This is a genomic window from Ectopseudomonas toyotomiensis (assembly GCF_900115695.1).
In the GTDB taxonomy this organism is placed as follows: Bacteria; Pseudomonadota; Gammaproteobacteria; order Pseudomonadales; family Pseudomonadaceae; genus Aquipseudomonas; species Aquipseudomonas toyotomiensis.
Map to the genome: position 1 here is coordinate 109,399 of NZ_FOXK01000010.1, position 25,195 is coordinate 134,593.

Sequence of the window (25,195 nt, forward strand, 5' to 3'; positions counted from 1 at the left end):
ATTGGAACTCAGCGCTTCATCGAGGGTGCCAGATGTGGCTGGATTGCGGTCAGCACGGCCTTGAAGCATTTGGTGTTACCGGCAACGATCTGGCCTTTCTCAAGGAATTCGTGGCCACCAGTGAAGTCGCTGACCAGGCCGCCTGCTTCCTGAATCAGCAGGGCGCCGGCTGCTATGTCCCACTCGGACAGGCCAAACTCCCAGAAGGCGTCGTAGCGGCCGGCTGCGACATAAGCCAGATCCAGGCTGGCGGCACCGGCACGGCGTACGCCGGCGGTCTGGCCGACCAGGCTGCGGAACATGCCCAGGTAGTTCTCGAGGTTGTCCAACTGCTCGTTGCGGAATGGGAAGCCGGTGCCCAGTAGTGCGCCGTCCAGGCTCTTGCGGTTGCTCACGCGCAGGCGGCGACCGTTGAGGGCGGCGCCACGGCCGCGGCTGGCGGTGAATTCTTCCTGGCGTACCGGGTCGAGAACGATAGCGTGCTCAAGGCGGCCGCGATATTTGCAGGCGATGCTGATGGCGAAGTGCGGAACACCGCGGATGAAGTTGGTGGTGCCGTCCAGCGGGTCGATGATCCACTGGTAGTCGGCGCCGTCGCCACTGCCTTCCAGCACGCCGCCTTCTTCACCCAGGAAACTGTGGGTCGGGTAGGCCTTGCGAATGGCCTGGACGATCATCAACTCGGCGGCCTTGTCGACCTCGGTGACGTAATCATTGGCATCCTTCTCGTCTACCGAGATGACATCCAGGCGCTCGATGGAGCGAAAGATCATTTCACCGGCGCTGCGAGCGGCGCGCAGGGCGATATTCAGCATGGGCTGCATGGGAGGTTCACCTGGGGCGTTAAAGAAAGCCGGCCATGTTAGCAGAAAACCGTTGCCGATGAAGCGCCGTCTGTACGCTGCATGGCATTAATCGAAGGGCTTGGGTAAGATCGTTGCCCCCTGAAGATTTCTGAGAGTGTCTGCGTTGCTGGACAATATTCGCGTGGTTTTGGTGGGCACCAGTCATCCGGGCAATATCGGCGGCGCGGCGCGGGCGATGAAAAACATGGGTCTGTCGCGTCTGGTGCTGGTCGAGCCAGAGGATTTTCCCAGTGGCGACGCTGTGGCGCGCGCATCCGGCGCGACCGATGTGCTGGATGCTGCACAGGTTGTCGGTAGTCTTGAAGAGGCGCTGGTCGGTTGCAGTCTGGTGATCGGCACCAGTGCTCGCGATCGGCGTATTCCCTGGCCGCTGCTGGATCCGCGCGAGTGCGGCGTGACCAGTTGCGAGCAGGCCGCTGCTGGCGGCGAAGTGGCGTTGGTGTTCGGGCGTGAGTACGCCGGCTTGACCAATGAGGAGCTGCAGCGATGTCAATATCACGTGCATATCCCGTCCAATCCCGAGTTCAGTTCGCTGAATCTGGCGGCGGCGGTGCAGGTGCTGGCCTATGAAGTTCGTATGGCGTGGCTCACGGCGCAGAATCTGCCGACCAAGGTAGAGAAGCTGGAGGCTACGGCCATGCTCAACTCCCAGGCGGCGACGGCGGATGAGCTGGAGTCTTTCTACGGTCATTTGCGGCGCGTGCTGGTGATGATCGGGTTTCTCGATCCGCAGAAGCCGCGGCACCTGATGACTCGCCTGCGTCGGCTTTATGGGCGCAGTGCGGTGAGCAAGTTGGAGATGAATATCCTGCGCGGCATCCTTACCGAGACAGAGAAGGCCGTGCGTGGAGAGCCTCACAAGCAGGGGAAGTCTGATGTTTGAACGCATTCGAGAAGATATCCAGGGCGTTTTTCACCGTGATCCGGCAGCGCGTAATGCCTTCGAGGTGGTGACCTGCTATCCGGGGCTGCACGCCGTGTGGTTGCATCGTGTGGCGCATGCGCTGTGGCGTTCGGGCTGGAAGTGGCTGGCGCGCGTGGTGTCCAATTTCGGGCGCTGGATGACCGGTATCGAGATTCATCCGGGGGCGAAGATCGGGCGTCGCTTCTTCATTGATCACGGCATGGGTATCGTGATTGGCGAGACCGCCGAGATCGGCAATGACGTCACGCTCTATCAAGGGGTGACGCTGGGTGGTACCAGCTGGAACAAGGGCAAGCGCCATCCCACTCTGGAGGACGGTGTGGTGGTCGGTGCCGGGGCCAAGGTGCTGGGGCCGTTCACTGTCGGTGCGGGTGCCAAGATCGGCTCCAATGCGGTGGTGACCAAGGCTGTGCCGGCGGGTGCGACTGCGGTGGGCATTCCTGGCAAGATCATCGTCAAGTCCGACGACGAGCAGGAGGCCAAGCGCCAGGCCATGGCCGAGAAGATCGGTTTCGATGCCTACGGCGTCGGTCAGGATATGCCCGACCCGGTGGCGCGTGCCATCGGCCAACTGCTCGATCATCTGCATGCTGTAGATGGTCGGCTCGAGGATGTCAGCAAGGCACTGGCCTCGATGGATTGTGGCTACCGCGCCAAGGCCCTGCCTGCATTGCGCGATGAAGACTTCGCCGAGGTGTGCAAGGGGCAGGGCGACAAGCCTGCCGCCTGATGCGCGCAGAGGCGGCATTTGCTATCATGCCGCCTCTTTTTGCGGTCAATCCTGAGTAAATCAATCGGTCTTATAGTTGACTTAAATACTCGGAAATTGCATACTTCGCCGCAATTCAGTGATTCGTGGTAGAGCCATGCGACTGACCACCAAAGGCCGTTACGCCGTTACCGCCATGCTGGATCTGGCGCTGCACGCACAGCACGGTCCCGTTTCCCTGGCCGATATATCCGAGCGGCAGGGCATCTCCCTGTCTTATCTCGAGCAACTGTTCGCCAAGCTGCGCCGTGGCAGTCTGGTTTCCAGTGTTCGCGGGCCAGGTGGCGGCTATCAGCTTTCGCGTGACATGCGCGGCATTCAGGTGGCTCAGGTGATCGATGCGGTCAACGAGTCGGTAGATGCCACGCGTTGCCAGGGGCAAGGCGATTGCCATTCTGGCGACACCTGTCTGACCCATCACCTGTGGTGCGATCTCAGTCAGCAGATTCATGAGTTCCTCAGTGGCATCAGTCTGGCCGATCTGGTCGCGCGCCGTGAGGTTCAAGAGGTCGCGTTGCGCCAGGATCAGCGCCGCTGCAATGGCAGGACGCCGCGCCTGGATAAGATTGAAGCGTCTGCCATCGAGTGAGCAGGGCGTTTGCCTGATAGGAGAAACCTAATGAAATTGCCCATTTACCTCGATTATTCTGCCACCACGCCGGTAGATCCGCGTGTTGCGCAGAAGATGAGTGAATGCCTGCTGGTCGACGGTAACTTTGGCAACCCGGCTTCGCGCTCCCACGTCTTCGGCTGGAAGGCCGAAGAAGCCGTGGAGAACTCACGTCGCCAGGTCGCCGAGCTGGTCAATGCCGACCCACGCGAGATCGTCTGGACCAGCGGTGCAACCGAGTCCAATAACCTGGCAATCAAGGGTGTTGCGCACTTCTATACCAGCAAGGGCAAACACATCATCACCTCGAAGATCGAGCACAAGGCGGTACTGGATACCACTCGCCAGCTTGAGCGCGAAGGTTTCGAAGTGACCTATCTGGAGCCGGGCGAGGATGGCCTGATTACGCCGGCCATGGTCGAAGCCGCGCTGCGTGAAGACACCGTGTTGGTGTCGGTCATGCACGTCAACAACGAAATCGGCACCATCAACGACATCGCCGCCATCGGCGAGCTGACTCGTTCGCGCGGCGTACTGCTGCATGTCGATGCGGCGCAGTCCACCGGCAAGGTGGAAATCGACCTGGAGAAGATGAAGGTCGACCTGATGTCTTTCTCCGCGCACAAGACCTATGGTCCCAAGGGCGTCGGTGCTCTTTACGTTCGCCGCAAGCCGCGCGTACGTCTGGAAGCGCAGACTCACGGTGGCGGTCACGAGCGCGGTATGCGCTCGGGTACCCTGGCCACTCACCAGTGCGTCGGCATGGGTGAAGCGTTCCGCATCGCCAAGGAAGAAATGGCTGCAGAGAATCAGCGTATCGCCGCTCTGCGTGATCGTTTCTACCGCCAGCTGGAAGATATGGAAGAGCTGTACGTGAATGGCAGTCTGACTGCTCGCGTGCCGCACAACCTCAACCTGAGTTTCAACTACGTCGAGGGTGAGTCGCTGATCATGGCGCTCAAGGATCTTGCCGTATCGTCCGGTTCGGCATGCACCTCGGCTTCCCTGGAGCCGTCCTACGTGCTGCGTGCTCTGGGCCGCAACGATGAACTGGCGCATAGCTCGATTCGCTTCACCTTCGGTCGTTTCACCACCGAAGAAGAGGTCGACTACGCCGCTGCCAAGGTCCGTGAGGCCGTGGACAAGCTGCGCGAACTGTCGCCCCTGTGGGATATGTTCAAAGAAGGTGTCGACATTTCCTCCGTGGAATGGGCAGCACACTGATAGCTGCCGAGGCGGATCGCTCGATGGGCGATCCGACCTGAAGAGCGGCACCTGATGAGAGAGGAAGTACAACATGGCTTACAGTGACAAGGTCATCGACCACTACGAAAATCCGCGTAACGTCGGCAAACTCAATGCCGAAGATCCGGATGTCGGCACCGGCATGGTCGGTGCACCGGCCTGTGGCGACGTGATGCGCCTGCAGATCAAGGTCAACGAGAGCGGCGTTATCGAAGACGCCAAGTTCAAGACCTACGGTTGTGGTTCCGCTATCGCCTCCAGCTCCCTCGCTACCGAGTGGATGAAGGGCAAGACCCTGGATGAGGCCGAAAGCATCAAGAACACCCAGCTCGCCGAAGAACTGGCGTTGCCGCCGGTTAAGATTCACTGCTCTGTGCTCGCCGAAGATGCCATCAAGGCCGCTGTGCGCGACTACAAGCAGAAGAAAGGCTTGCTCTGATACGAGGTTTGTAATGGCCATCACCATGTCTGAAGCAGCTGCCCGCCACGTGCAACGCTCTCTTGAAGGGCGCGGCAAGGGTGAGGGTATTCGCCTGGGTGTGCGCACTACCGGTTGCTCCGGCCTGGCCTACGTGCTCGAGTTCGTCGATGAGCTGGCGGCAGAGGATCAGGTATTCGAGAGCCATGGCGTCAAGGTGATCATCGATCCCAAGAGCCTGGTCTATCTCGATGGCACTGAATTGGACTTCGTCAAGGAAGGCCTCAACGAGGGCTTCAAGTTCATCAACCCCAACGTGCGCGGCGAATGCGGTTGCGGCGAAAGCTTCAACGTTTGAGGCATTCTCGTGGGTAATCCGTGTCACTTCGCCCTGTTCGACCTGCAGCCGGGCTTTCGCCTCGATCTGGAGCAGCTGGCTGTCCGCTACCGTGAGCTGGCGCGTCAGGTTCATCCGGATCGTTTCGCCGATGCCGGTGAGCGTGAGCAGCGCATAGCGCTTGAGCGCTCGGCCTGTCTCAACGAGGCGTATCAGGTTCTGAAAACGCCGTCTCAGCGTGCGCGCTACCTGCTTGCGATGCGTGGCCCCGAGCTGCCCTTGGAAGTGACGGTGCAGGATCCGGATTTCCTTCTGCAGCAGATGCAGCTGCGAGAAGAGCTGGAAGAACTGCAGGACGATGCCGATCTGGCCGGTGTCGCCGCTTTCAAGCGTCGTCTGAAAACAGCGCAGGAGCAGCTCAACGACCGCTTCGCTGCTTGCTGGGATGACGAAGCTCGCCGTGAAGAGGCCGAGCGCCTGATGCGCCGCATGCAGTTCCTCGACAAGCTCTCCCATGAAGTGCGCCAGTTAGAAGAGCGCCTCGACGATTAACCTGTAGGTTGCCACGGCAGCCTGCCTGATGACTTCAAGAAGACCATGGCCTTATTGCAGATCGCCGAGCCCGGGCAGAGCCCGCAACCGCACCAGCGTCGTCTGGCAGTGGGTATTGACCTGGGTACCACCAACTCGCTGGTTGCCGCTGTGCGCAGCGGCCTGGCTGAGCCCTTGGCTGACGATGATGGCAAGGTCATCCTGCCGTCTGCCGTGCGCTACCACGCAGCAAGCATCGAGGTCGGCGAGTCGGCCAAGCTGGCGGCCGCCAGCGATCCGCTCAATACCGTGCTGTCGGTCAAGCGCCTGATGGGGCGCGGTATCGCCGACGTACATCAGCTCGGCGAGCAGATGCCTTACCGCTTCGCGGCGGGCGAGTCGCACATGCCCTTCATCGAGACCGTGCAGGGGGCGAAGAGCCCGGTCGAAGTCTCGGCGGAAATTCTCAAGACCCTGCGCTTGCGCGCTGAACAGACCTTGGGCGGTGAGTTGGTCGGTGCGGTGATTACCGTTCCAGCTTATTTCGATGACGCTCAGCGTCAGGCCACCAAGGATGCTGCGCGCCTGGCCGGTCTTACGGTTTTGCGTCTGCTCAACGAGCCCACTGCTGCTGCAGTCGCCTATGGCCTGGATCAGAAAGCAGAGGGCGTAGTCGCCATTTATGACCTGGGTGGCGGCACTTTCGACATTTCCATCCTGCGCCTGACCGGTGGTGTGTTCGAGGTACTGGCTACCGGTGGCGACAGCGCGTTGGGTGGTGACGACTTTGATCATGCTGTGGCCGACTGGATCATCCAGCAAGCCGGTATTTCCAGTGATCTCGACCCGGCGACCCAGCGCAGCCTGCTGCAGACTGCCTGTGTGGCCAAAGAAGGGCTGACGGATGCCGATAGTGTCGAGCTGAGCCATGGTGAGTGGCGTGGTTCGTTGTCGCGCGCGCAGTTCGAGGCGCTGATCGAACCGATGGTGGCGCGCAGTCTCAAGGCCTGTCGTCGCGCCGTGCGTGATTCCGGTGTCGAGCTGGAAGAGGTTGGTGCGGTAGTCATGGTCGGTGGCTCCACCCGCGTGCCGCGTGTGCGTGAGGCCGTCGGCGAGCTGTTCGGTCGTGCGCCGCTGACCAATATCGATCCGGATCAGGTGGTGGCCATAGGTGCTGCGATCCAGGCCGATGCCCTGGCCGGCAATCAGCGTGACGATGGTGAGGAGTTGCTCCTGCTGGACGTGATACCCCTGTCGCTCGGCCTGGAAACCATGGGCGGGCTGATGGAGAAGGTGATTCCGCGTAATACCACCATCCCTGTGGCGCGTGCGCAGGAGTTCACCACTTACAAGGATGGCCAGACGGCCATGATGATTCACGTGCTGCAGGGCGAGCGTGAGCTGATCGCCGATTGCCGCTCCCTGGCGCGTTTCGAGTTGCGCGGCATTCCACCGATGGTGGCGGGGGCTGCGAAGATCCGCGTGACCTTCCAGGTCGATGCGGACGGTCTGCTCAGTGTCGCGGCGCGTGAGCTGAGCTCCGGCATCGAGTCGAGCATTCAGGTCAAGCCATCTTACGGTCTGACCGATGGTGAAATTGCACGCATGCTGCAGGACTCCTTCCAGAACGCTGGAGGTGACAAGGCTGCGCGCGCGCTGCGTGAGCAGCAGGTCGATGGTCAGCGTCTGATCGAGGCGGTCGAAGCAGCGCTGCAGGCCGATGGCGAGCGCTTGCTGGATGCCGAGGAGCGCCAGGTCATCGAGCTGGCGGTGCAGGAGTTGCGCGACCTGCTTGCGAGCAATGATGGTCTGGCCATCGAGCGGCAGACCAAGCGTCTGTCCCAGGTAACCGATGCGTTCGCGGCCCGCCGCCTGGATTCGACGGTAAAAGCTGCGCTGGCCGGGCGCAATCTGAATGAGATCGAGGAATAATTGATGCCGCAGGTAATTTTTCTGCCTCACGAGCGATTCTGCCCGGATGGCCTGGTGGTCGAGGCCGAGCCTGGCATTTCCATTCTTGAGTTGGCGCACGAGCACCATATCGAGATGGAAAGCGCCTGCGGCGGTGTCTGTGCCTGCACCACTTGTCACTGCATCGTACGTGAAGGTTTCGACTCGCTGAACGAGGCCGACGAGCTGGAAGAGGACTATCTGGACAAGGCCTGGGGGCTTGAGGCTCAGTCGCGCCTGGCCTGTCAGGCCATCGTCGGCGAGGAAGATCTCACCGTCGAGATTCCCAAGTATTCGCTGAATCACGCGGCTGAAGCGCCGCATTAATCCAGGAAGCATCATCATGAGTCTGAAATGGGTCGATGTACTGGACATCGCCATCGAGTTAAGCGAGCAGAAGCCGGATGTCGATCCGCGCTACGTCAACTTTGTCGATCTGCATCGCTGGGTCGTGGAGTTGCCGGAGTTCTCCGATGACCCGCAGCGTGGGGGAGAGAAGGTGCTGGAGGCGATACAGGCCGCCTGGATCGAAGAACTCGATTGAAACAGGCGCTTACGGCGCTCGCCCTACGCTTTTAACCGGAACCCGCGTATAATTCGCGGGTTTAATTTTTCGCTTTAACCCTAAAGTTTCTGGAGCTTCACATGGCTGTTCAACGTACTTTCTCTATCATCAAGCCTGACGCCGTTGCCAAGAACGTCATCGGTGAGATCACCACCCGTTTCGAAAAAGCCGGCCTGCGCGTTGTTGCTTCGAAGATGGTGCAACTGTCCGAGCGCGAAGCCGCTGGTTTCTACGCTGAGCACAGCGAGCGTGGCTTCTTCAAGGATCTGGTTGCCTTCATGACCTCCGGTCCGGTTATCGTTCAGGTTCTGGAAGGTGAAGACGCCGTTCTGAAAAACCGCGAGCTGATGGGTGCCACCAACCCGAAAGAAGCGGCTGCCGGCACCATCCGTGCTGACTTCGCCGTTTCCATCGACGAAAACGCTGTTCACGGTTCGGATTCCGAAGCCTCTGCTGCTCGCGAGATCGCTTACTTCTTCTCCGCTACCGAGCTGTGCGCGCGCATTCGCTGATTGGCGAATGATGCGAGGGTGAAGCCATGACCAATACCACCGGCAAGATCAACCTGCTGGGCCTGACCCAGCCGGAAATGGAACAGTTCTTCGAGTCCATCGGCGAGAAGCGCTTCCGTGCCGGCCAGGTAATGAAGTGGATTCATCACTTTGGCGTCGATGATTTCGCCGCCATGACCAATGTCGGCAAGGCCTTGCGCGAGAAGCTCGAGGCCTCTGCCGAGATTCGCGGCCCGGAAGTGGTCAGCGAAAACATTTCTGCCGATGGCACGCGCAAGTGGGTGGTGCGCGTGGCGTCGGGTAGCTGCGTGGAAACCGTGTACATCCCGCAGAACGGCCGTGGCACGCTGTGTGTGTCGTCGCAGGCTGGTTGCGCCCTGGATTGCAGCTTCTGCTCCACCGGCAAGCAAGGCTTCAACAGCGACCTGACCAGCGCCGAGATCATCGGCCAGGTGTGGATCGCCAACAAGTCCTTTGGCACCGTTCCCGCGAAGGTCGATCGCGCCATTACCAACGTGGTGATGATGGGCATGGGCGAGCCGCTGCTGAACTTCGATAACGTCGTCTCTGCCATGCAGATCATGATGGACGACCTTGGCTACGGCATTTCCAAGCGCAAGGTAACCCTGTCCACCTCCGGCGTGGTGCCGATGATCGACAAGCTGGCCGAGGTCATCGACGTGTCCCTGGCCCTGTCGTTGCACGCACCCAACGACGAGCTGCGCAATCAGCTGGTGCCTATCAACAAGAAGTACCCGCTGGAAATGCTTCTGGCCGCCTGTAAGCGCTATATCTCCAAGCTTGGCGAGAAACGTGTGCTGACCATCGAGTACACCCTGCTCAAAGGTGTCAACGATCAGCCCGCGCACGCTGAGCAGATGGTCGCACTTCTGGCCGATGTACCTTGCAAGATCAACCTGATTCCGTTTAATCCCTTCCCCTTCTCGGGGTACGAGCGGCCGAGCAATAACGCCATTCGCCGCTTCCAGGACCTGTTGCACAAGGCCGGCCATAACGTCACGGTACGTACTACCCGCGGTGACGATATCGATGCGGCTTGCGGCCAGTTGGTTGGCCAGGTCATGGACCGTACTCGGCGCAGCGAGCGTTACATCGCCGTGCGCCAGCTGGGCAACGAGGCGCAAGAGCCTCATGCTGCCGCCAATCGAAATTGAAGAGAGGATGCCTATGACCCTGCGCCCAGCGCTGTTGTTGCTCGTTGTCAGTCTGCTTGCTGGTTGTGTGACCACGGGCGATGTCGACCCCATGCGTACGGCGGAAGGGCGTGATAAGGCGCGTGACTCCTTCATACAGCTCGGTATTGCCTATATTCAGCAAGGTGATACCCAACGTGCCAAGATACCGCTGAAGAGCGCCCTCGACCTCGACTCGTCGAATGCAGACGCGCATGCCGCGCTAGCTATGGCCTTCCAGCTGGAAATGGAGCCAAAACTGGCCGATGAGCATTTTCGCAAAGCGCTGTCCCAGCGCCCGAAGGACGCCCGTCTGCTAAACAACTATGGCGGTTTCCTGTTCGAGCAGAAGCGTTATCAGGAGGCCATGAGCACCTATCTCAAAGCTGCAGAGGACAACCTCTATCCAGAGCGTTCCCGGGTTTTCGAGAATCTGGGCATGACCGCTCTGCAGCTCGGTCAGCGTGAGCAGGCCAAAGAGTACTTCCAGCGCGCCTTGCGCCTGAGTAGTCGTCAGCCACGCGCATTGCTGGAAATGGCCGTGCTGTCCTATGAGGACAAGGAGTACGTGCCAGCGCGTCGTTACTACGACAGCTACAGCGAAATGGCACCACAGAATGCGCGCAGCCTGCTGCTCGGCGCACGTTTGGCCGACGTATTCGAGGATCGTGACAAGGCCGCCAGTCTGGGCCTGCAGTTGCGTCGCCTGTATCCGGCCTCTCAGGAATATCAGCAATTTGTTTCGGGGCAACAATGAACGCGGCACATAGCGAAGTGACTCAGCCGATGCCGACCAATCCGGGTGAAAGTCTGCGTCAGGCCCGGGAGATCAAAGGGTGGAGCGTCGCCGAGGTGGCGACTCAGCTCAACCTGACTCCTCAACGTCTTGCCCAAATCGAGGCCGGTGCTTTCGACAAGCTGCCGGGTACCACCTTCGCCCGTGGTTACATTCGCGCCTATGCCAAGCTTCTCGAAATGGACCAGAACCGGCTGGTGATGGAGTTCGACCAGTTCACCGGGACAGATGCCTCTGGTAGCAGTGTGCATGCCTTGGGACGTATCGAAGAGCCCGTGCGCTATTCGCAGAGCATCCTGCGTCTGGTCAGCTTCCTGTTGTTGCTGGCGTTGATCGGTGCAGGTTTTCTCTGGTGGCAGGATCAGGGCCGCCCGGTGGCCAGCTTGGCTGATCTGGGGCTCGAGCATGTGGAGGTGGAAGGCGCCGACGGTACCACTCAGGTGCACTCGCTTGCCGAGCCGGAAGACCAGGCGGTGATCGCCGCTCAGGGCAACGAGCAGAGCAGCCCGCTGCTGCTGCCGGTCGAGCCAGGTGAAGCACCAGAAGCTGTCAGCACCGCAGAACAGCCTGCTGCCGAAACCGGCACCGCTGAAAGCGTGCAAGAGGCTCCTGCTGCGCCTGTATCGAATACACCGGCTGCTCCTGCTCCGGCTGCACCTGCAGCCGAACCTGCAACGCCTGTAGCCGCCTCTGCTGGGCAGGGTGTGCTCAACGTGCAGTTCACCGCCGATTGCTGGACTCAGGTTACCGATGCTGATGGCAAGGTCCTGCTAAGCGCACTCAAACGCAGCGGTGAACGTATCGAACTTGCTGGCAAGGCACCGCTGGAACTGCGTCTGGGTTTTGCCCGTGGTGCCCAGGTGGCCTACAACGGCGAAAGCGTTGACGTTGCGCCGCACATGACTGGCGAAACCGCGCGCCTGAAACTGGGGTTGTAAAGCATGCATTGCGAATCGCCGATCAAGCGCCGACTGTCGCGCAAGATCTGGGTTGGCTCGGTACCGGTGGGCGGCGATGCGCCGATCGCGGTGCAGAGCATGACCAACACCGACACCAACGATGTGGCTGCTACCGTGGCGCAGATCCAGCGCCTGGAAAATGCCGGCGCCGATATCGTGCGTGTTTCCGTGCCGGATATGGAAGCCGCCGAGGCCTTTGGCCGCATCAAACAGCAGGTGCGCGTACCACTGGTGGCTGACATCCATTTCGACTACCAGATCGCTCTGCGTGTGGCAGAGCTGGGTGTCGACTGCCTGCGCATCAACCCCGGCAATATCGGCCGCGAGGATCGCGTCAAGGCGGTGGTCGAGGCTGCTCGTGACAAGGGCATTCCGATCCGCATCGGCGTCAACGCCGGTTCCCTGGAGAAGGATCTGCAGAAGAAGTACGGCGAGCCGACTCCCGCGGCGCTGGTGGAATCCGCGCTGCGCCATGTCGAGCACCTGGATCGCCTTAACTTCCCCGATTTCAAGGTCAGCGTGAAGGCCTCCGACGTGTTCATGGCCGTCGAGGCCTATCGCCTGCTGGCCAAGCAGATCGAGCAACCGCTGCACCTGGGCATTACTGAAGCCGGCGGCCTGCGCTCCGGTACCGTGAAGTCCGCAGTCGGCCTGGGCATGCTGCTGGCCGAGGGGATTGGCGATACCATCCGCATCTCGCTGGCTGCCGACCCGGTGGAAGAGATCAAGGTTGGCTTCGACATTCTCAAGTCTTTGCGTCTGCGTTCGCGTGGCATCAACTTCATCGCCTGCCCGAGCTGCTCGCGGCAGAACTTCGATGTGGTCAAGACCATGAACGAGCTGGAAGCCCGCGTCGAGGACCTGCTGGTGCCGCTGGACGTGGCCGTGATCGGCTGCGTGGTCAATGGCCCTGGCGAAGCCAAGGAGGCGCATATCGGTCTCACTGGCGGCAGCCCGAACAATCTGGTCTATATCGATGGCAAACCGGCCTCGAAGCTGACCAACGAAAACCTGGTGGACGAGCTGGAAAAGCTCATTCGCGACAAGGCAGCCGAAAAGGTCGCCGCTGATGCCGCCGTGATCGTGCGCGGCTGATCCGTGCGTAAGGAATACAATTGAGCAAGTCCCTGCAAGCCATCCGTGGCATGAACGATATTCTGCCGGAGCAGACGCCTGCCTGGCGTTACCTGGAAAGCACCTTGGTCAGCCTGCTCGACGGCTACGGCTACAAGGAAATCCGCTTGCCCATCGTCGAGTACACCGAGCTGTTCGCCCGGGGCATCGGCGAGGGCACCGACGTGGTCGACAAGGAGATGTACACCTTCCTCGACCGCAACGAAGAATCCCTGACCCTGCGCCCCGAAGGCACCGCCGGTTGCGTGCGTGCCGTGCTCGAGCATGGTTTGTCCGGTGGCGGCCAGGTGCAGAAGTTGTGGTACGCCGGCCCCATGTTCCGCTACGAGAAGCCGCAGAAAGGCCGTTATCGCCAGTTCCATCAGGTGGGTGTGGAAGCCTTCAACCTGCCGGGGCCTGACGTCGATGCCGAGCTGATCGTGCTTACCTGGCGTCTGTGGAAGAAACTCGGCCTGGCCGATGCCGTGACCCTGCAGCTCAACAGCCTGGGTTCCAGCGAGGCGCGCGCTGCGTATCGCGACGCCCTGGTGGCCTACCTGCAGGAGCGCTTCGACCAGCTCGACGAGGACAGCCAGCGTCGTCTGACCACCAATCCGCTGCGCATTCTCGACAGCAAGAACGAGGCGACCCAGGCCGTGCTGGTCGGTGCGCCGACCTTGGGCGACTACCTCGACGAGGAGTCGCGTCTGCATTTTGAGGGCGTCAAGGCGCGTCTGGATGCAGTTGGCATTCGCTATCAGATCAACCACAAACTGGTGCGCGGTCTGGATTACTACAACCGCACCGTGTTCGAGTGGGTCACCGACAAGCTTGGTGCTCAAGGCACGGTATGCGCTGGTGGTCGCTACGACGGCCTGGTGGCACAACTGGGTGGCAAAGCCACGCCGGGTGTCGGCTTCGCCATGGGGGTCGAGCGCCTGGTGCTGCTGCTGGAAACCCTGGACCTGTTGCCGGCCGAGCTCAATCGCGCTGCCGATGTCTACGTCTGCGCCTTTGGCGAGGCGGCGGAGCTGGCGGCGCTGACGCTGACCGAGCGTCTGCGCGACGAGTTGCCGGGTCTGCGTCTGCTGCTCAATAGCGGTGGCGGCAGCTTCAAGAGCCAGTTCAAGAAGGCCGACAAGAGCGGTGCACGCTATGCGCTGATTCTGGGGGACGACGAATTGGCAGGGCGCGTGGTAGGTTGCAAGCCGCTGCGCGACGACAGTGAACAACAAAGCGTTGCCTGGGATGCTCTGGCTGAGCATCTGGCTGCCTGCCAGCAGGCCTGAGCAGGCTCTCGATTAGGAGTACGGGGTTAGACATGCAGACCGAAGACGAACAGATCGCGCAACTCAAGGATTGGTGGGATCGCAACGGCAAGCCTTTGTTGGCCGGCGGCGTACTGGCGCTGGTAGCCGTATTCGGCTGGCAGGGCTGGCAGAAGTATCAGGTCAACCAGGCGCAGAGCGCCTCGGTGATCTACCAGCAACTGCTGGAAACCGCACTGGACCCGGCCGGCAAGCCCGACGCCGCGAAGGTTGCCGAACTGGCCGGCAAGCTCGACAGCGAGTTTGGCGGTAGCCACTACGCCCAGTACGGCAGCCTTTTCGTCGCCAAGGTCGCCGTCGAGGCGGACCGCCTCGACGATGCCGCTGCAGCGCTACAGCGCGTGCTCGACAAGCCTGCCGACGCCACGCTCAATGAGCTGGCACGTCAGCGCCTGGCCCGTGTGCTGGCCGCGCAGAACAAGGCTGATGATGCGTTGAAACTGCTCGATGCCAAGGTCGAGGAAGCTTTCCTCGCTAGCCGTGAAGAACTCAAGGGCGACCTGCTGGTACAGCTGGGTCGCAGCGATGACGCGCACGCCGCCTATCAGAAGGCCAAGGATGCGCTGGCCGAAGACGCCGCTGTTGGCGGTCTGCAGATGAAGCTGGACGACCTGGCAAAAGGGGATGCGTGACGTGATGCGTTGGAAGAATGCCGCACTGCTGGCTCTGGCCGTTCTGGCCGTGGGTTGCAGCAGCAATAGCAAGAAGGAACTGCCGCCCGCCGAACTGACCAAATTCGACGAAGAAGTCGAGTTGCGTACCGAATGGAGCCGTTCTGTCGGTGATGGTCAGGGCGAAACCTTCAACATGCTGGTACCGGCCATCGATGGCGAGGTGATCTACGCCGCCGACGTCGAAGGCCTGGTGATGGCCATGGACCGCACCAGCGGTAAGGTCATCTGGCGCAAGAAGCTCGACATCCCGGTTTCCGGCGCCATTGGCGTGGGCTACGGCCAGGTACTGGTAGGTACGCTCAAGGGCGAAGTGATCGCGCTCGACTCCAGCGACGGTGAAGAACAGTGGCGCTCGCGCGTGACCAGCGAAGTGCTGGCTGCACCAGCGACCAATGGCGATATCGTCGTGGTGCAGACCCAGGACGATCGCCTGATCGCCTTCGATGCCAGCACCGGTAGCCAGCGCTGGATCGTCGAGAACACCCCGGCCGTACTGACCCTGCGCGGCACTGGCGCTCCGCTGGTGACCAACCGTCTAGTGGTCGCTGGCCTGTCCAGCGGCAAGGTGGTCGCGGTCGACGCCCAGCGCGGCCTGCCGGTTTGGGAGCAGCGCGTTGCCGTACCACAAGGTCGTTCCGAACTGGAGCGCGTGGTGGATATCGATGGCGGCTTGCTGTTGTCCGGTGGCACCGTCTACGCAGTGAGCTATCAGGGCCGTGTCGCTGCCATGGATCTGGAGTCTGGTCGTGTGCTGTGGCAACGCGAGGCATCCAGTTCGGTAGGCGTCGCTCAGGGTTTCGGTAACGTATACGTCAGCCATGCCAGTGGCACCGTCGAAGGTATCGACGAGCGTAGCGCTTCGGCTCTGTGGAGCAACGACTCCCTGGCGCGTCGTCAGCTGTCGGCACCGCAGGTGTTCTCCAGTTACGTGGCCGTGGGCGATGTGGAAGGCTATCTGCATCTGCTGAGCCAGGTCGATGGTCGTTTCGTCGGTCGTACCCGCATCGACAGCGATGGCCTGCGTGCCCAGCCGTTGGTGGTCGGGGATTGGCTGTACGTCTACGGCAACAGCGGCAAGTTGGTGGCACTGACCATCAAATGAACCGACTATGCTGCATCCAGACCTGAGTCTTGGATGCAGCAGCGCAACAGATTCCGGCCGCTGCCCGTGCAGCGGCCTTTGCATTTTCTGAATTAACTCAAGTGGAGAGCCTGATGGTTCCCGTAATTGCCCTGGTGGGCCGGCCGAACGTCGGCAAGTCCACACTCTTCAACCGCCTGACCCGCAGCCGCGACGCCATCGTCGGCGACCTGTCCGGTCTGACCCGCGACCGCCAGTATGGCGAGGCGAAGTGGCAGGGGCGCACCTACATCGTGATCGACACCGGGGGTATTTCCGGTGACGAAGAAGGCATCGACGCGAAGATGGCCGAGCAGTCGCTACAGGCCATTGAAGAGGCCGATGCCGTGCTGTTCCTGGTGGACGCGCGCGCCGGCATGACCGCCTCCGACCAGATGATCGGCGAGCACCTGCGCCGTCGTAACAAGCAGAGCTTCCTGGTGGTGAACAAGGTCGACAACCTCGACGTCGACCTGGCTCGCGCCGAGTTCAGCCCCATGGGCCTTGGCGAACCGCTGGCGATTGCCGGTGCCCATGGTCGTGGCATCACCCAGATGCTCGAAGTGGTTCTCGGCGCTTTCCCAAAGGACGCTGGTGAGCCGGAAGAGGGCGCCGAAGAAGAGGAAGAAGTGCTGGAAGGCCAGGAGGCCAAGCGCATTCCCGGCCCGAGCGAGAAGGATGGCATCAAGCTGGCCATCATCGGCCGCCCCAACGTGGGCAAGTCGACCCTGGTCAACCGTATGCTCGGCGAAGAGCGGGTCATCGTCTATGACCAGGCTGGCACCACGCGCGACAGCATCTACATCCCGTTCGAGCGTGACGACGAGAAGTACACCCTGATCGACACCGCCGGCGTGCGCCGTCGCGGCAAGATCTTCGAGGCCGTGGAGAAGTTCTCCGTGGTCAAGACGCTGCAGGCCATTCAGGACTCCAACGTCGTGGTGTTCGTCATGGATGCCCGCGAAGGCGTGGTCGACCACGACCTCAACCTGCTTGGCTTCGTGCTGGAAAGCGGCCGCGCCCTGGTCATCGCCCTGAACAAGTGGGACGGCATGGACCAGGGGCAGAAGGATTACGTGAAGACCGAGCTGGAGCGCCGGCTGTTCTTCGTCGACTTCGCCGATATCCACTTCATCTCTGCCCTGCACGGTACTGGCGTCGGCCATCTGTACAAGTCGGTGCAGGCCTCGTTCAAGTCGGCCATCACCCGCTGGCCGACCAGCCGCCTGACGCAGATTCTCGAAGACGCCATCAGCGACCACGCGCCGCCTCTGGTCAATGGTCGCCGCATCAAGCTGCGCTATGCCCACCTGGGCGGTGCCAACCCGCCGCTGATCGTGATTCACGGTAACCAGGTCGACGCCGTACCGCGCGCCTACTCCCGTTACCTGGAAAACACCTTCCGCCGTGTGCTGAAACTCGTCGGTACGCCGATTCGCATCGAGTACAAGGGGGGCGAGAACCCCTACGAGGGCAACAAGAACAAGCTCACCGACCGCCAGGTGAACAAGAAGCGTCGCCTGATGAGCCACCACAAGAAGGCCGAGAAAAAGCGCAAGGACAAGCGCAAGTAAGCTCTGCAGAAGCGTGCACGCCGGAGATCGCTCGGCGTGCACGGCATAAGCTTCCAGCTCTTTTTCATAAGCACTGCGGGTGCCGCCTATGGCGCCCTTCGGCTATCCTCGCGGCTTGCCTAGTTCTTCGTAGGAAGTCGCGATGCTCGTCAGCAAACTGCCCAACGTCGGCACCACCATCTTCACGCAGATGTCCCAGCTCGCTCTGGAGACTGGCGCGATCAATCTGTCCCAGGGTTTCCCTGATTTCGATGGGCCGCAGGCATTGCGCGAAGCCGTGGCGCGCCACGTCATGGAAGGGCGCAACCAGTATTCGCCGATGACCGGGTTGCCCATTCTGCGCCAGCAGGTGGCGGCGAAGATCGCCCGCAGCTATGGCGTGCAGCGTGATGCCGACAGCGAGATCACCATCACCCCCGGCGCCACCGAGGCGATCTTTTGCGCGGTACAGGCGCTGATCCGTCCGGGTGATGAAGCCATCGTCCTCGACCCTTGTTACGACAGCTACGAGCCGTCGGTGGAGCTGGCCGGCGGGCGCTGTGTGCATGTGCCGCTGGCATTGCCGGATTTCGCCGTGGACTGGCAGCGCCTGAGTGATGCCATCAGCCCGCGCACCCGGCTGATCTTCCTCAACTCCCCGCACAACCCCAGTGGTGCGCTGCTGACCCGTGCCGACCTGGACAAGCTGGCCGAGCTGATTCGTGGCCGCGATATCCATGTGATCAGTGACGAGGTCTATGAGCACCTGATCTACGACGGCGCCCGCCATGCCAGCGTGCTGGCCCACGACGAGCTGTATCAGCGCGCCTTTGTGGTCAGCTCTTTCGGCAAGACTTATCACGTGACTGGCTGGAAGACTGGCTACGTGGTGGCGCCGCCGGCACTGACCGCGGAACTGCGCAAGATCCATCAGTACGTCAATTTCTGCGGCGTGACGCCGCTGCAGTTCGCACTGGCCGACTTCATGGCCGCGCACCCCGAGCATGTCGAGGAGCTGCCGGCTTTTTACCAGGCCAAGCGCGACCTGTTCTGCGATCTGCTGGCTGGCTCGCGCTTCACCTTCACCCGCGCTCCGGGGACCTATTTCCAGTTGGCCGACTATTCGGCCATTCGCCCCGATCTGGACGACGTGGCCATGGCCGAGTGGCTGACGCGTGAGCACGGCGTGGCGGCGATCCCTGTGTCGGTGTTCTACCAGTCGGCGCCCGAGGATATGCGCCTGGTGCGCTTCTGCTTCGCCAAGCGTGAAGAAACCCTGCGCCAGGCCGCCGAGAAACTCTGTGCGGTGTGAGAGTAGGGCGGGTGTAACCTGCCTGTAAGGAGTTGGCGGGTTTCACCCGCCCTACGGCGAACGAGGTGCCCCGATGAGCAGCAAACCCGATCTCGAACTGGCTCTGATCCAGACCACCCTGGCCTGGCATGATCCGGCGGCCAACCGTGAACACTTTCAGGCATTGCTGGAGCAGGCGCGTGGCGCTGATCTGGTGATCCTGCCGGAGATGTTCAGCACAGGTTTTTCCATGGAGTCGGCCGAGCTGGCCGAGCCCGAGAATGGCCCCAGCAGCGTCTGGCTGCGCGAGCAGGCGCAGCGTATCGATGCGGTGATCTGCGGCAGCCTGATCATCCAGGCGGCCGACGGCAGCTACCGCAATCGCCTGCTCTGGGCCCGCCCGGACGGCCCGCTGGCGCATTACGACAAGCGCCACTTGTTTCGCATGGCCGGTGAGCACAAGCATTACCGCGCCGGTAGCGAGCAGGTCGTGCTGGAGCTCAAGGGCTGGCGCGTGCGCCCGCTGATTTGCTACGACCTGCGCTTCCCGGTCTGGAGTCGCGATGCGGGGGGCACCGATCTGCTGCTGTATACCGCCAACTGGCCGGGGGCGCGTCGCCAGCACTGGAACCGCCTGCTGCCAGCGCGAGCCATCGAGAACCTGTGCTATGTCGCGGCTGTGAACCGCGTCGGCGAGGACGGTAAGGGCCACGGATATACTGGCGATTCTCAGGTACTGGATTTCCAGGGCGAGACCCTGCTGGCGGCTGGCGATGGTGATGGTGTGTTCCGCGCCCGGCTGTCGAGCGAGGCACTGGCTGCCTACCGCGAGCGCTTCCCCGCACACCTGGATGCCGATGCCTTCACCTTGAACTGATCAGGAGCTACATGAACATGGACGTACAGCAGAGCAATCCCTTTCAGCCTCCGCAGGCCGACCTGCAGCAGGCCCCCACCAATCAGTCGCCGCTCTACAGCGTCGCGGGTGTTGGCCTGGCGACCTTCATCGGCACGCCGCTGGCTGGCGCCTGGCTGCTGGCGCATAACCTGCAACTGCTCGGCAAGGCAGATCGAGTGGCGATGGTCTGGGGCATTTCCGTCTTGCTTCTGGTGGTTACCTTGGTCCTGGCTTTCGTCTTGCCGGAGGAGGTGCCCGCCATGCCGTTCGCCATTGCACAGTTGATGGCGATGATCATGTTTGCCAAGAGCCTCATGGAAGCCGATCTCAAGCAGCATGCAGAGGCCGGTGGTGCGTTTCTGTCCAACTGGCGGTCGGCGGGTATCGGTGTGATGTTCACCCTCGGCCTGGCCGCGCTGATGTTCGCGGTGCTGATGATTTTCGATATCTGAGCACATTGCTCCCGGATTTCATCCGGGCTGCGCATACAAAAACGCCGGGCATTGCCCGGCGTTTTTGTGAGTGGCGCTTAAGGAAATCAGGCCGCTTGCGACTCGGCCTGGCTCAGGGCGCGGTTCAGCGCGCTGAACAGGGCGCGGAAGCTCGCGGTGGTCAGGTTCTCGTCGATGCCGATGCCGTGCAGGGCACGACCGCCGTTGACACGTAGCTCGATGTAGGCAGCCGCCTTGGCATTGGTGCCGGCGCCGATAGCATGCTCGCTGTAGTCCATGACTTCCACCGCGACGGGCAGGGCTGCGGCCAGGGCTTCCAGTGGGCCCTTGCCGATGCCGCGCCAGTGGTGTTTTTCAGCGCCTTCAATAACCTCGATATCCACCGCGCTGGTGCCATTCTCTTCCTGCAGACGATGGCCTTTCAGGGTGTAGGGGCTGCGCGCTTGCAGGTATTCGGTTTCGAGCAGCTGATGGATCTGTGCGGCAGTCATTTCCAGGCCAAGACGATCGGTTTCGCGCTGCACTACCTGGCTGAACTCGATCTGCATGCGCCGCGGCAGGCTGATGCCGTACTCCTGCTCGAGCAGGAAGGTGATACCGCCCTTGCCCGACTGGCTGTTCACGCGGATCACCGCCTCGTAGTCGCGGCCGATGTCGGCCGGGTCGATCGGCAGGTAGGGCACTTCCCAGAGGGCATCTTGCTTCTGCTGGGCGAAGCCCTTGCGGATGGCGTCCTGGTGCGAGCCGGAGAAGGCGGTGTGCACCAGATCGCCGACGTACGGATGGCGCGGGTGCACCGGGATCTGGTTGCAGTCCTCGACCACCTTGCGCACGGCGTCGATGTCGGAGAAGTCCAGCTCAGGGTCTACGCCCTGGGTGTAGAGGTTCAGCGCCAGGGTCACCAGGCAGACGTTGCCGGTGCGCTCGCCGTTACCGAAGAGGCAGCCTTCGACGCGGTCGGCGCCAGCCATGACGGCCAGTTCCGAGGCTGCGACGCCAGTGCCACGGTCATTGTGGGTGTGCACGCTGATCAGCACGCTGTCGCGGCGGTCGACGTGACGACCGAACCACTCGATCTGGTCGGCGTAGTTGTTCGGCGTGGCGCACTCGATGGTGGCGGGCAGGTTGAGGATCAACTTGTTCGCCGGGGTCGGCTGGAACACACCGATCACCGCGTTGCACACCTCGACGGCAAAATCGATCTCGGTGCTGCTGAACACTTCCGGCGAATACTCGAAGCCCCACTGGGTTTCCGGCGCGGCATCGGCCAGGCGCTTGATGGTGGTGCCGGCGGCCACGGCAATGGCTTTGACGCCGGCCTTGTCCTGGTTGAAGACGATCTTGCGGAAGCTCGGTGCGCAGGCGTTGTAGTAATGGACGATGGCCTTTTTGGCGCCTTTCAGCGACTCGAAGGTGCGCTCGATAAGGTCGTCACGGGCCTGAGTCAGCACCTGGATGGTGACGTCGTCAGGGATATGGCCGCCTTCGATCAGCTCGCGGACGAAGTCGAAGTCGGTCTGCGAGGCGGACGGGAAGCCCACTTCGATCTCTTTCAGGCCCACGGCCACCAGGCACTTGAAGAAGCGCATCTTCTTCTCGGCATCCATCGGCTCGATCAGCGACTGGTTGCCGTCGCGCAGGTCGGTCGACAGCCAGATCGGCGCCTTGTCGATGATCTTGTCCGGCCAGGTGCGGTCCGGAATCTGAATCTGGGTGAACGGACGGTACTTCTGCGACGGGTCTTTGAGCATGGTCATGAGAGGGTCCTGCGAAATGGGAGTCGAACACGAGGCCGGGCGGCCATGAAACGGGGTTTCAGGCGGGGCTTCGCAGTCGCGGGCTGACCAGTCGCAGGCATGCGAGCTGGCGGACGAGAAAGATGTTTTTCATGTGGGCACCCTATCCATAGCAGGTGGATATGGCAATGCTTGCTTAAAAAACGCCGATTTATTGCTGGATAGCGTTTACTGGCGGATTTTATTGCTTTGAAAGGTGTGTTTTCGGCGAATCGTGTTTGTGGGGGCTTGCGGCGGCTCGCCCCTGCACCTCTTATAGTCAGCCTTCAATCGGCGTAGTCATATGCGCCACCTTTTTCAAGGGCTCGGCGATAAGCCGGCCTGGCATGAATGCGTTGCAGAAAATCGCTCAGACGCGGGTGGTTGGTTAGCACTCCACGGGCGGCAGCTGCTTCAAGCGGGAAGCTGAGCTGAATATCGGCAGCGCTGAAGGCATCACCGGCAAACCAGTCGTGCTCGCTCAGTTGGCTCTCCAGGTAGTCGAAATGCAGCTTCAGCTGCGGCGAGATGAACGCCTGACTGACCTTGTTCGCGATACCTCTGGCGATGGGTTTGATGAAGAACGGCATTGGCGCGCTGCGCAGCTTGTCGAAGACCAGCTTGAGCAGCAGTGGTGGCATCGCCGAGCCTTCGGCGTAATGCAGCCAGTAGCGGCAGCGCAGGCGTTCCGGGCTGCCGGCGGCAGGCAGCAACCAATCGCCATAGCGCTCGGCCAGGTATTCGATGATGGCGCCCGATTCAGCCAGGGTCAGTTCGCCGTCGGTGATCAGCGGCGACTTGCCCAGAGGATGCACCTGGCGCAGCTCGGCAGGGGCGAGCATGGTCTGCGGGTCGCGCTGGTAGTGCTTGATCTGGTACTCGATACCAATCTCTTCGAGCATCCAGAGAATGCGTTGCGAGCGCGAGTTGTTCAGGTGATGCAGGGTAATCATGGCAAGCTCCGACCGATTTTGGGACAAAGGCTCTGTAACACGTCGTTCAGGGACGCACCACTAGCGTTTCATTGAGCTGCCCCGTGCTGTTCGACGATGGCTGGCCGCAGTTCGCGCATGTCCGCACCGCTCGGATGCTGGAACACGCGCAGGCCGAACTCGGGGAGGATGGCCAGCAGGTGGTCGAAGATGTCCGACTGGATACCTTCGTAGGCATTCCAGGCGATGGTGTTGGTGAAACAGTAGATTTCCAGCGGCAGGCCGTCGGCAGTCGGACTGAGCTGGCGCACCAGCAGGGTCATGTTCTGGTGGATGTTCGGGTTGTGCCGCAAGTAGTGCTCGACGTAGGCCCGGAAGCTGCCGATGTTGGTGATGCGCCGGGTGTTCACCGCTTCCTTGCCGTGCTCGGCCAGCTTGGCGTTCCAGTCCTGCAGTTCCTGGTCCTTGCGATCGAGGTACTCATCCAGAAGCATGAAGCGGCGCAGCCGTGCGATCTCCTCGTCGCTAAGGAAATGTACGCTGGTCTGATCGAGAAACAGCGCACGTTTGATCCGACGCCCACCCGACTCCTGCATGCCGCGCCAGTTCTTGAACGGGTCGGTGATGAAACGCTTGGTTGGGATGGTGGTGATGGTCTTGTCCCAGTTCTGCACCTTGACCGTGTGCAGGGCGATATCGATCACGTCGCCGTCCGCGTTCAGCTGGGGCATTTCCACCCAGTCACCGACGCGGATGATGTCGCTGGAGGAAATCTGCACGCTGGCCACCAGCGACAGCAGGGTGTCCTGGAAGATCAACATCAGCACGGCGGCCATGGCGCCGAGGCCGGACAGCAGGATCAGCGGCGAGCGGTCGATCAGCGCCGCTACCATCAGGATCGCGGCGATGGCGAAGATGGCGATCTTTATTACCTGCAAGTAGCCCTTGATCGGCTTCAGGTGTGCGTTGGGGCGACGCTGGTAGAGGGTGTTGAGGATATCCAGCAGCGCGCCAATGGCCATGGCGATAGTCAGCACCACGAAGGCGCCGCAGACGTTGCGCGTCACTTCCACCACAGCAGCGGGCATGCCCGGCACCAGAACCACGCCGCTGGACAGCACCAGCGCCGGCACGATGTTGGACAGGCGCTTGATGATGCCGCTTTCCTTGATCTGGCCATGGCGGCCCAGGGCGGTCGCGCCGACCAGGCGGTAGATGGCGCGAACCAAGATGCGTTTGACCACCCAGTTCGACAGCCAGGCGGCGACGATCAGGGCGAGGGTAGCGGTGAGGGTGAGCAGTTCTGGCTGAGTGTTCAGCCAGTCCATCCAGGTGTTGAGCTCATTCGGCATTTCCGGCTCCGAAGCAGACAGAAGAAATGACCGACGCTGCAGGGCGGCCATCTGAGCCGCCGTACCCTAACAAAGATACTCGATTAACCCAAACGGCGGCTGTTGCAGGCTGCGTGCGTTCAGGGCTTGAACGCGCCGATGAAGATCGCCGGGTCGACCCGCGCGTCGTTGAGGCTGACGTTCCAGTGCAGGTGTGGGCCGGTGGCGCGCCCGGTGGCGCCGACCTTGCCGACGTGGCCGCCTCGGGCGATTTCGTCGCCAAGCTTCACGTCGATCTCGGACAGGTGGCAGAACATGCTGATCAGCCCCTGACCGTGATCGAGGAACACCGTTTTGCCATTGAAGAAGTAGTCACCGATGAGGATCACTTTGCCGGCTGCTGGCGCCTTGATCGGTGTGCCGCGGTTGGCGGCGAAGTCCAGGCCCGAGTGCGGGTTGCGCTCCTCGCCGTTGAAGAAACGACGCAAGCCGAACGGACTGGACAGCGGGCCGTTGACTGGTCTGTCGAACATCAGGTTGCTCGGCTGGCGTGCGCTGAATTGCTGGTAGGCGCGGGTCTGCTCGGCCAGCTCGCGTTCGATGCGCTTGAGGTTGGCGGCGTTGGGGGTGACCTGCTGCTGGTTCTTGATGGTGATGCGCTGCTCGGTGTAGTGCTTGGCACCCACCTGGAAATTCAGCTTCTGGCCGCCCTCGACCTCTACCTGCTGAGTGCCCGGTTTGACGCTGAGTGGGATGCCGACGATGGCGATCCAGCGCTTGCTGTCTTCATGCACGGTCAGCACCGGCTTGCCCTGATAGCGCACTTTGGGCGCCTGCGCCGGGTTGCCCAGATCGATCACCGCCACACCACCTGGCACCGGCTTGTTCAGCAGGCGGGTGATAAAGCCTTCGGCGTGGGCGGGCAGGGCCAGACACAGAGCCAGGACGAACAGGCACAGCTTGTGTAGGAGCGGGCTCTGCCCGCGAAGCTTTTGGGTCATGAATGTTCGCGAGCAGCGTTCGTTCAAGCGGGCAAGGGCAGGCATGTTCAG

27 protein-coding genes are annotated in these 25,195 nt (G+C 61.6%); 22 read left to right on the forward strand and 5 right to left on the reverse strand.

What is annotated here, in order from left to right; genetic code table 11:
• Positions 1–8 precede the first annotated feature (8 nt).
• Positions 9–824 carry a type III secretion system regulator SuhB gene (gene suhB / locus BM186_RS20135; RefSeq protein ID WP_074917876.1) on the reverse strand — a complete coding sequence of 272 codons (816 nt, stop codon included), beginning with the start codon at positions 822–824 and terminating at the stop codon, positions 9–11.
• A gap of 136 nt (positions 825–960) precedes the next feature.
• On the opposite strand from suhB, the gene trmJ reads away from it, so the two are divergent.
• The 22 genes from trmJ (at position 961) to BM186_RS20245 (ending at position 20,105) form a co-directional block, all read left to right on the forward strand.
• Positions 961–1,749: a tRNA (cytosine(32)/uridine(32)-2'-O)-methyltransferase TrmJ gene (trmJ, locus tag BM186_RS20140; RefSeq protein ID WP_074917878.1), complete on the forward strand. Its 789-nt coding sequence runs from the start codon at positions 961–963 to the stop codon at positions 1,747–1,749.
• Complete coding sequence (gene cysE / locus BM186_RS20145) at positions 1,742–2,521, forward strand: serine O-acetyltransferase (protein ID WP_072426068.1); 780 nt, start codon at positions 1,742–1,744, stop codon at positions 2,519–2,521. The genes trmJ and cysE overlap by 8 nt, the downstream gene beginning before the upstream one ends.
• Positions 2,522–2,657: 136 nt before the next feature.
• Entirely contained in the window at positions 2,658–3,149 is a 492-nt protein-coding gene (gene iscR / locus BM186_RS20150) for a Fe-S cluster assembly transcriptional regulator IscR (protein ID WP_037001944.1), read from the forward strand.
• A gap of 30 nt (positions 3,150–3,179) precedes the next feature.
• Positions 3,180–4,394: an IscS subfamily cysteine desulfurase gene (locus BM186_RS20155; RefSeq protein WP_074917880.1), complete on the forward strand. Its 1,215-nt coding sequence runs from the start codon at positions 3,180–3,182 to the stop codon at positions 4,392–4,394.
• A 73-nt stretch (positions 4,395–4,467) separates the two neighbouring features.
• Complete coding sequence (iscU, locus tag BM186_RS20160) at positions 4,468–4,854, forward strand: Fe-S cluster assembly scaffold IscU (RefSeq protein WP_003246233.1); 387 nt, start codon at positions 4,468–4,470, stop codon at positions 4,852–4,854.
• A gap of 13 nt (positions 4,855–4,867) precedes the next feature.
• Positions 4,868–5,191, forward strand: coding sequence for an iron-sulfur cluster assembly protein IscA (gene iscA / locus BM186_RS20165; protein WP_017675181.1), 324 nt, complete (start codon positions 4,868–4,870; stop codon positions 5,189–5,191).
• A 9-nt stretch (positions 5,192–5,200) separates the two neighbouring features.
• A complete protein-coding gene (hscB, locus tag BM186_RS20170) occupies positions 5,201–5,722 on the forward strand; it encodes a co-chaperone HscB (protein ID WP_074917882.1) in 522 nt (173 codons plus the stop codon).
• 45 nt (positions 5,723–5,767) lie between these two features.
• A complete protein-coding gene (gene hscA / locus BM186_RS20175) occupies positions 5,768–7,633 on the forward strand; it encodes a Fe-S protein assembly chaperone HscA (protein WP_074917884.1) in 1,866 nt (621 codons plus the stop codon).
• Positions 7,634–7,636: 3 nt separating this feature from the next.
• On the forward strand, positions 7,637–7,978 hold the full coding sequence (gene fdx / locus BM186_RS20180; protein WP_003459694.1) for an ISC system 2Fe-2S type ferredoxin: 342 nt from the start codon (positions 7,637–7,639) through the stop codon (positions 7,976–7,978).
• A gap of 16 nt (positions 7,979–7,994) precedes the next feature.
• A complete protein-coding gene (gene iscX / locus BM186_RS20185) occupies positions 7,995–8,195 on the forward strand; it encodes a Fe-S cluster assembly protein IscX (RefSeq protein ID WP_017675178.1) in 201 nt (66 codons plus the stop codon).
• A gap of 101 nt (positions 8,196–8,296) precedes the next feature.
• The gene (ndk, locus tag BM186_RS20190; RefSeq protein WP_072426064.1) at positions 8,297–8,728 is read left to right on the forward strand and encodes a nucleoside-diphosphate kinase; all 432 of its coding nucleotides are present in this window, start codon (positions 8,297–8,299) and stop codon (positions 8,726–8,728) included.
• Positions 8,729–8,754: 26 nt separating this feature from the next.
• Positions 8,755–9,903, forward strand: a complete 1,149-nt coding sequence (gene rlmN / locus BM186_RS20195; protein ID WP_072426063.1) for a dual-specificity RNA methyltransferase RlmN — start codon at positions 8,755–8,757, stop codon at positions 9,901–9,903.
• A 13-nt stretch (positions 9,904–9,916) separates the two neighbouring features.
• The gene (pilW, locus tag BM186_RS20200; protein WP_059392909.1) at positions 9,917–10,678 is read left to right on the forward strand and encodes a type IV pilus biogenesis/stability protein PilW; all 762 of its coding nucleotides are present in this window, start codon (positions 9,917–9,919) and stop codon (positions 10,676–10,678) included.
• Positions 10,675–11,655 (forward strand): RodZ domain-containing protein, encoded by a 981-nt coding sequence (locus BM186_RS20205; protein WP_074917886.1) that lies wholly within the window; start codon positions 10,675–10,677, stop codon positions 11,653–11,655. The genes pilW and BM186_RS20205 overlap by 4 nt, the downstream gene beginning before the upstream one ends.
• A 3-nt stretch (positions 11,656–11,658) precedes the next feature.
• The gene (gene ispG / locus BM186_RS20210; RefSeq protein ID WP_074917888.1) at positions 11,659–12,771 is read left to right on the forward strand and encodes a flavodoxin-dependent (E)-4-hydroxy-3-methylbut-2-enyl-diphosphate synthase; all 1,113 of its coding nucleotides are present in this window, start codon (positions 11,659–11,661) and stop codon (positions 12,769–12,771) included.
• A gap of 20 nt (positions 12,772–12,791) precedes the next feature.
• Complete coding sequence (gene hisS / locus BM186_RS20215; RefSeq protein WP_074917890.1) at positions 12,792–14,078, forward strand: histidine--tRNA ligase; 1,287 nt, start codon at positions 12,792–12,794, stop codon at positions 14,076–14,078.
• Between the two features lie 32 nt (positions 14,079–14,110).
• The gene (locus BM186_RS20220) at positions 14,111–14,749 is read left to right on the forward strand and encodes a tetratricopeptide repeat protein (protein ID WP_074917892.1); all 639 of its coding nucleotides are present in this window, start codon (positions 14,111–14,113) and stop codon (positions 14,747–14,749) included.
• Positions 14,742–15,893 carry an outer membrane protein assembly factor BamB gene (bamB, locus tag BM186_RS20225; protein WP_072426058.1) on the forward strand — a complete coding sequence of 384 codons (1,152 nt, stop codon included), beginning with the start codon at positions 14,742–14,744 and terminating at the stop codon, positions 15,891–15,893. Before BM186_RS20220 ends, bamB begins: the two co-directional genes overlap by 8 nt.
• A 113-nt stretch (positions 15,894–16,006) precedes the next feature.
• Entirely contained in the window at positions 16,007–17,485 is a 1,479-nt protein-coding gene (gene der, locus BM186_RS20230; RefSeq protein ID WP_074917894.1) for a ribosome biogenesis GTPase Der, read from the forward strand.
• Positions 17,486–17,627: 142 nt separating this feature from the next.
• Positions 17,628–18,776, forward strand: a complete 1,149-nt coding sequence (locus tag BM186_RS20235) for a pyridoxal phosphate-dependent aminotransferase (protein WP_074917896.1) — start codon at positions 17,628–17,630, stop codon at positions 18,774–18,776.
• A 73-nt stretch (positions 18,777–18,849) separates the two neighbouring features.
• Positions 18,850–19,632: an amidohydrolase gene (locus BM186_RS20240; RefSeq protein WP_074917897.1), complete on the forward strand. Its 783-nt coding sequence runs from the start codon at positions 18,850–18,852 to the stop codon at positions 19,630–19,632.
• A gap of 11 nt (positions 19,633–19,643) precedes the next feature.
• Entirely contained in the window at positions 19,644–20,105 is a 462-nt protein-coding gene (locus BM186_RS20245; RefSeq protein WP_241519889.1) for a hypothetical protein, read from the forward strand.
• Between the two features lie 86 nt (positions 20,106–20,191).
• On the opposite strand, the gene leuA is transcribed toward BM186_RS20245, so the two are convergent.
• From leuA to BM186_RS20265, 4 genes are all read right to left on the reverse strand, one after another.
• The gene (gene leuA / locus BM186_RS20250; RefSeq protein ID WP_074917900.1) at positions 20,192–21,862 is read right to left on the reverse strand and encodes a 2-isopropylmalate synthase; all 1,671 of its coding nucleotides are present in this window, start codon (positions 21,860–21,862) and stop codon (positions 20,192–20,194) included.
• A 305-nt stretch (positions 21,863–22,167) separates the two neighbouring features.
• Positions 22,168–22,833 carry a glutathione S-transferase family protein gene (locus BM186_RS20255; RefSeq protein WP_074917901.1) on the reverse strand — a complete coding sequence of 222 codons (666 nt, stop codon included), beginning with the start codon at positions 22,831–22,833 and terminating at the stop codon, positions 22,168–22,170.
• Between the two features lie 68 nt (positions 22,834–22,901).
• Positions 22,902–24,164: a mechanosensitive ion channel family protein gene (locus BM186_RS20260; RefSeq protein ID WP_064495697.1), complete on the reverse strand. Its 1,263-nt coding sequence runs from the start codon at positions 24,162–24,164 to the stop codon at positions 22,902–22,904.
• Between the two features lie 119 nt (positions 24,165–24,283).
• The gene (locus BM186_RS20265; protein WP_074917903.1) at positions 24,284–25,144 is read right to left on the reverse strand and encodes a peptidoglycan DD-metalloendopeptidase family protein; all 861 of its coding nucleotides are present in this window, start codon (positions 25,142–25,144) and stop codon (positions 24,284–24,286) included.
• Positions 25,145–25,195 lie beyond the last annotated feature (51 nt).

Coding starts and splice junctions, on each gene's coding strand:
- rlmN (WP_072426063.1), top strand. CDS start 8,755: ATGACCAATACCACCGGCAAGATCAACCTGCTGGGCCTGACCCAGCCG.
- BM186_RS20240 (WP_074917897.1), top strand. CDS start 18,850: ATGAGCAGCAAACCCGATCTCGAACTGGCTCTGATCCAGACCACCCTG.
- hscA (WP_074917884.1), top strand. CDS start 5,768: ATGGCCTTATTGCAGATCGCCGAGCCCGGGCAGAGCCCGCAACCGCAC.
- iscX (WP_017675178.1), top strand. CDS start 7,995: ATGAGTCTGAAATGGGTCGATGTACTGGACATCGCCATCGAGTTAAGC.
- bamB (WP_072426058.1), top strand. CDS start 14,742: ATGCGTGACGTGATGCGTTGGAAGAATGCCGCACTGCTGGCTCTGGCC.
- BM186_RS20260 (WP_064495697.1), bottom strand. CDS start 24,164: ATGCCGAATGAGCTCAACACCTGGATGGACTGGCTGAACACTCAGCCA.
- suhB (WP_074917876.1), bottom strand. CDS start 824: ATGCAGCCCATGCTGAATATCGCCCTGCGCGCCGCTCGCAGCGCCGGT.
- cysE (WP_072426068.1), top strand. CDS start 1,742: ATGTTTGAACGCATTCGAGAAGATATCCAGGGCGTTTTTCACCGTGAT.
- BM186_RS20255 (WP_074917901.1), bottom strand. CDS start 22,833: ATGATTACCCTGCATCACCTGAACAACTCGCGCTCGCAACGCATTCTC.
- BM186_RS20245 (WP_241519889.1), top strand. CDS start 19,644: ATGAACATGGACGTACAGCAGAGCAATCCCTTTCAGCCTCCGCAGGCC.
- pilW (WP_059392909.1), top strand. CDS start 9,917: ATGACCCTGCGCCCAGCGCTGTTGTTGCTCGTTGTCAGTCTGCTTGCT.
- iscU (WP_003246233.1), top strand. CDS start 4,468: ATGGCTTACAGTGACAAGGTCATCGACCACTACGAAAATCCGCGTAAC.
- iscA (WP_017675181.1), top strand. CDS start 4,868: ATGGCCATCACCATGTCTGAAGCAGCTGCCCGCCACGTGCAACGCTCT.
- BM186_RS20220 (WP_074917892.1), top strand. CDS start 14,111: ATGCAGACCGAAGACGAACAGATCGCGCAACTCAAGGATTGGTGGGAT.
- ndk (WP_072426064.1), top strand. CDS start 8,297: ATGGCTGTTCAACGTACTTTCTCTATCATCAAGCCTGACGCCGTTGCC.
- leuA (WP_074917900.1), bottom strand. CDS start 21,862: ATGACCATGCTCAAAGACCCGTCGCAGAAGTACCGTCCGTTCACCCAG.
- BM186_RS20205 (WP_074917886.1), top strand. CDS start 10,675: ATGAACGCGGCACATAGCGAAGTGACTCAGCCGATGCCGACCAATCCG.
- BM186_RS20265 (WP_074917903.1), bottom strand. CDS start 25,144: ATGACCCAAAAGCTTCGCGGGCAGAGCCCGCTCCTACACAAGCTGTGC.
- fdx (WP_003459694.1), top strand. CDS start 7,637: ATGCCGCAGGTAATTTTTCTGCCTCACGAGCGATTCTGCCCGGATGGC.
- iscR (WP_037001944.1), top strand. CDS start 2,658: ATGCGACTGACCACCAAAGGCCGTTACGCCGTTACCGCCATGCTGGAT.
- der (WP_074917894.1), top strand. CDS start 16,007: ATGGTTCCCGTAATTGCCCTGGTGGGCCGGCCGAACGTCGGCAAGTCC.
- ispG (WP_074917888.1), top strand. CDS start 11,659: ATGCATTGCGAATCGCCGATCAAGCGCCGACTGTCGCGCAAGATCTGG.
- BM186_RS20155 (WP_074917880.1), top strand. CDS start 3,180: ATGAAATTGCCCATTTACCTCGATTATTCTGCCACCACGCCGGTAGAT.
- BM186_RS20235 (WP_074917896.1), top strand. CDS start 17,628: ATGCTCGTCAGCAAACTGCCCAACGTCGGCACCACCATCTTCACGCAG.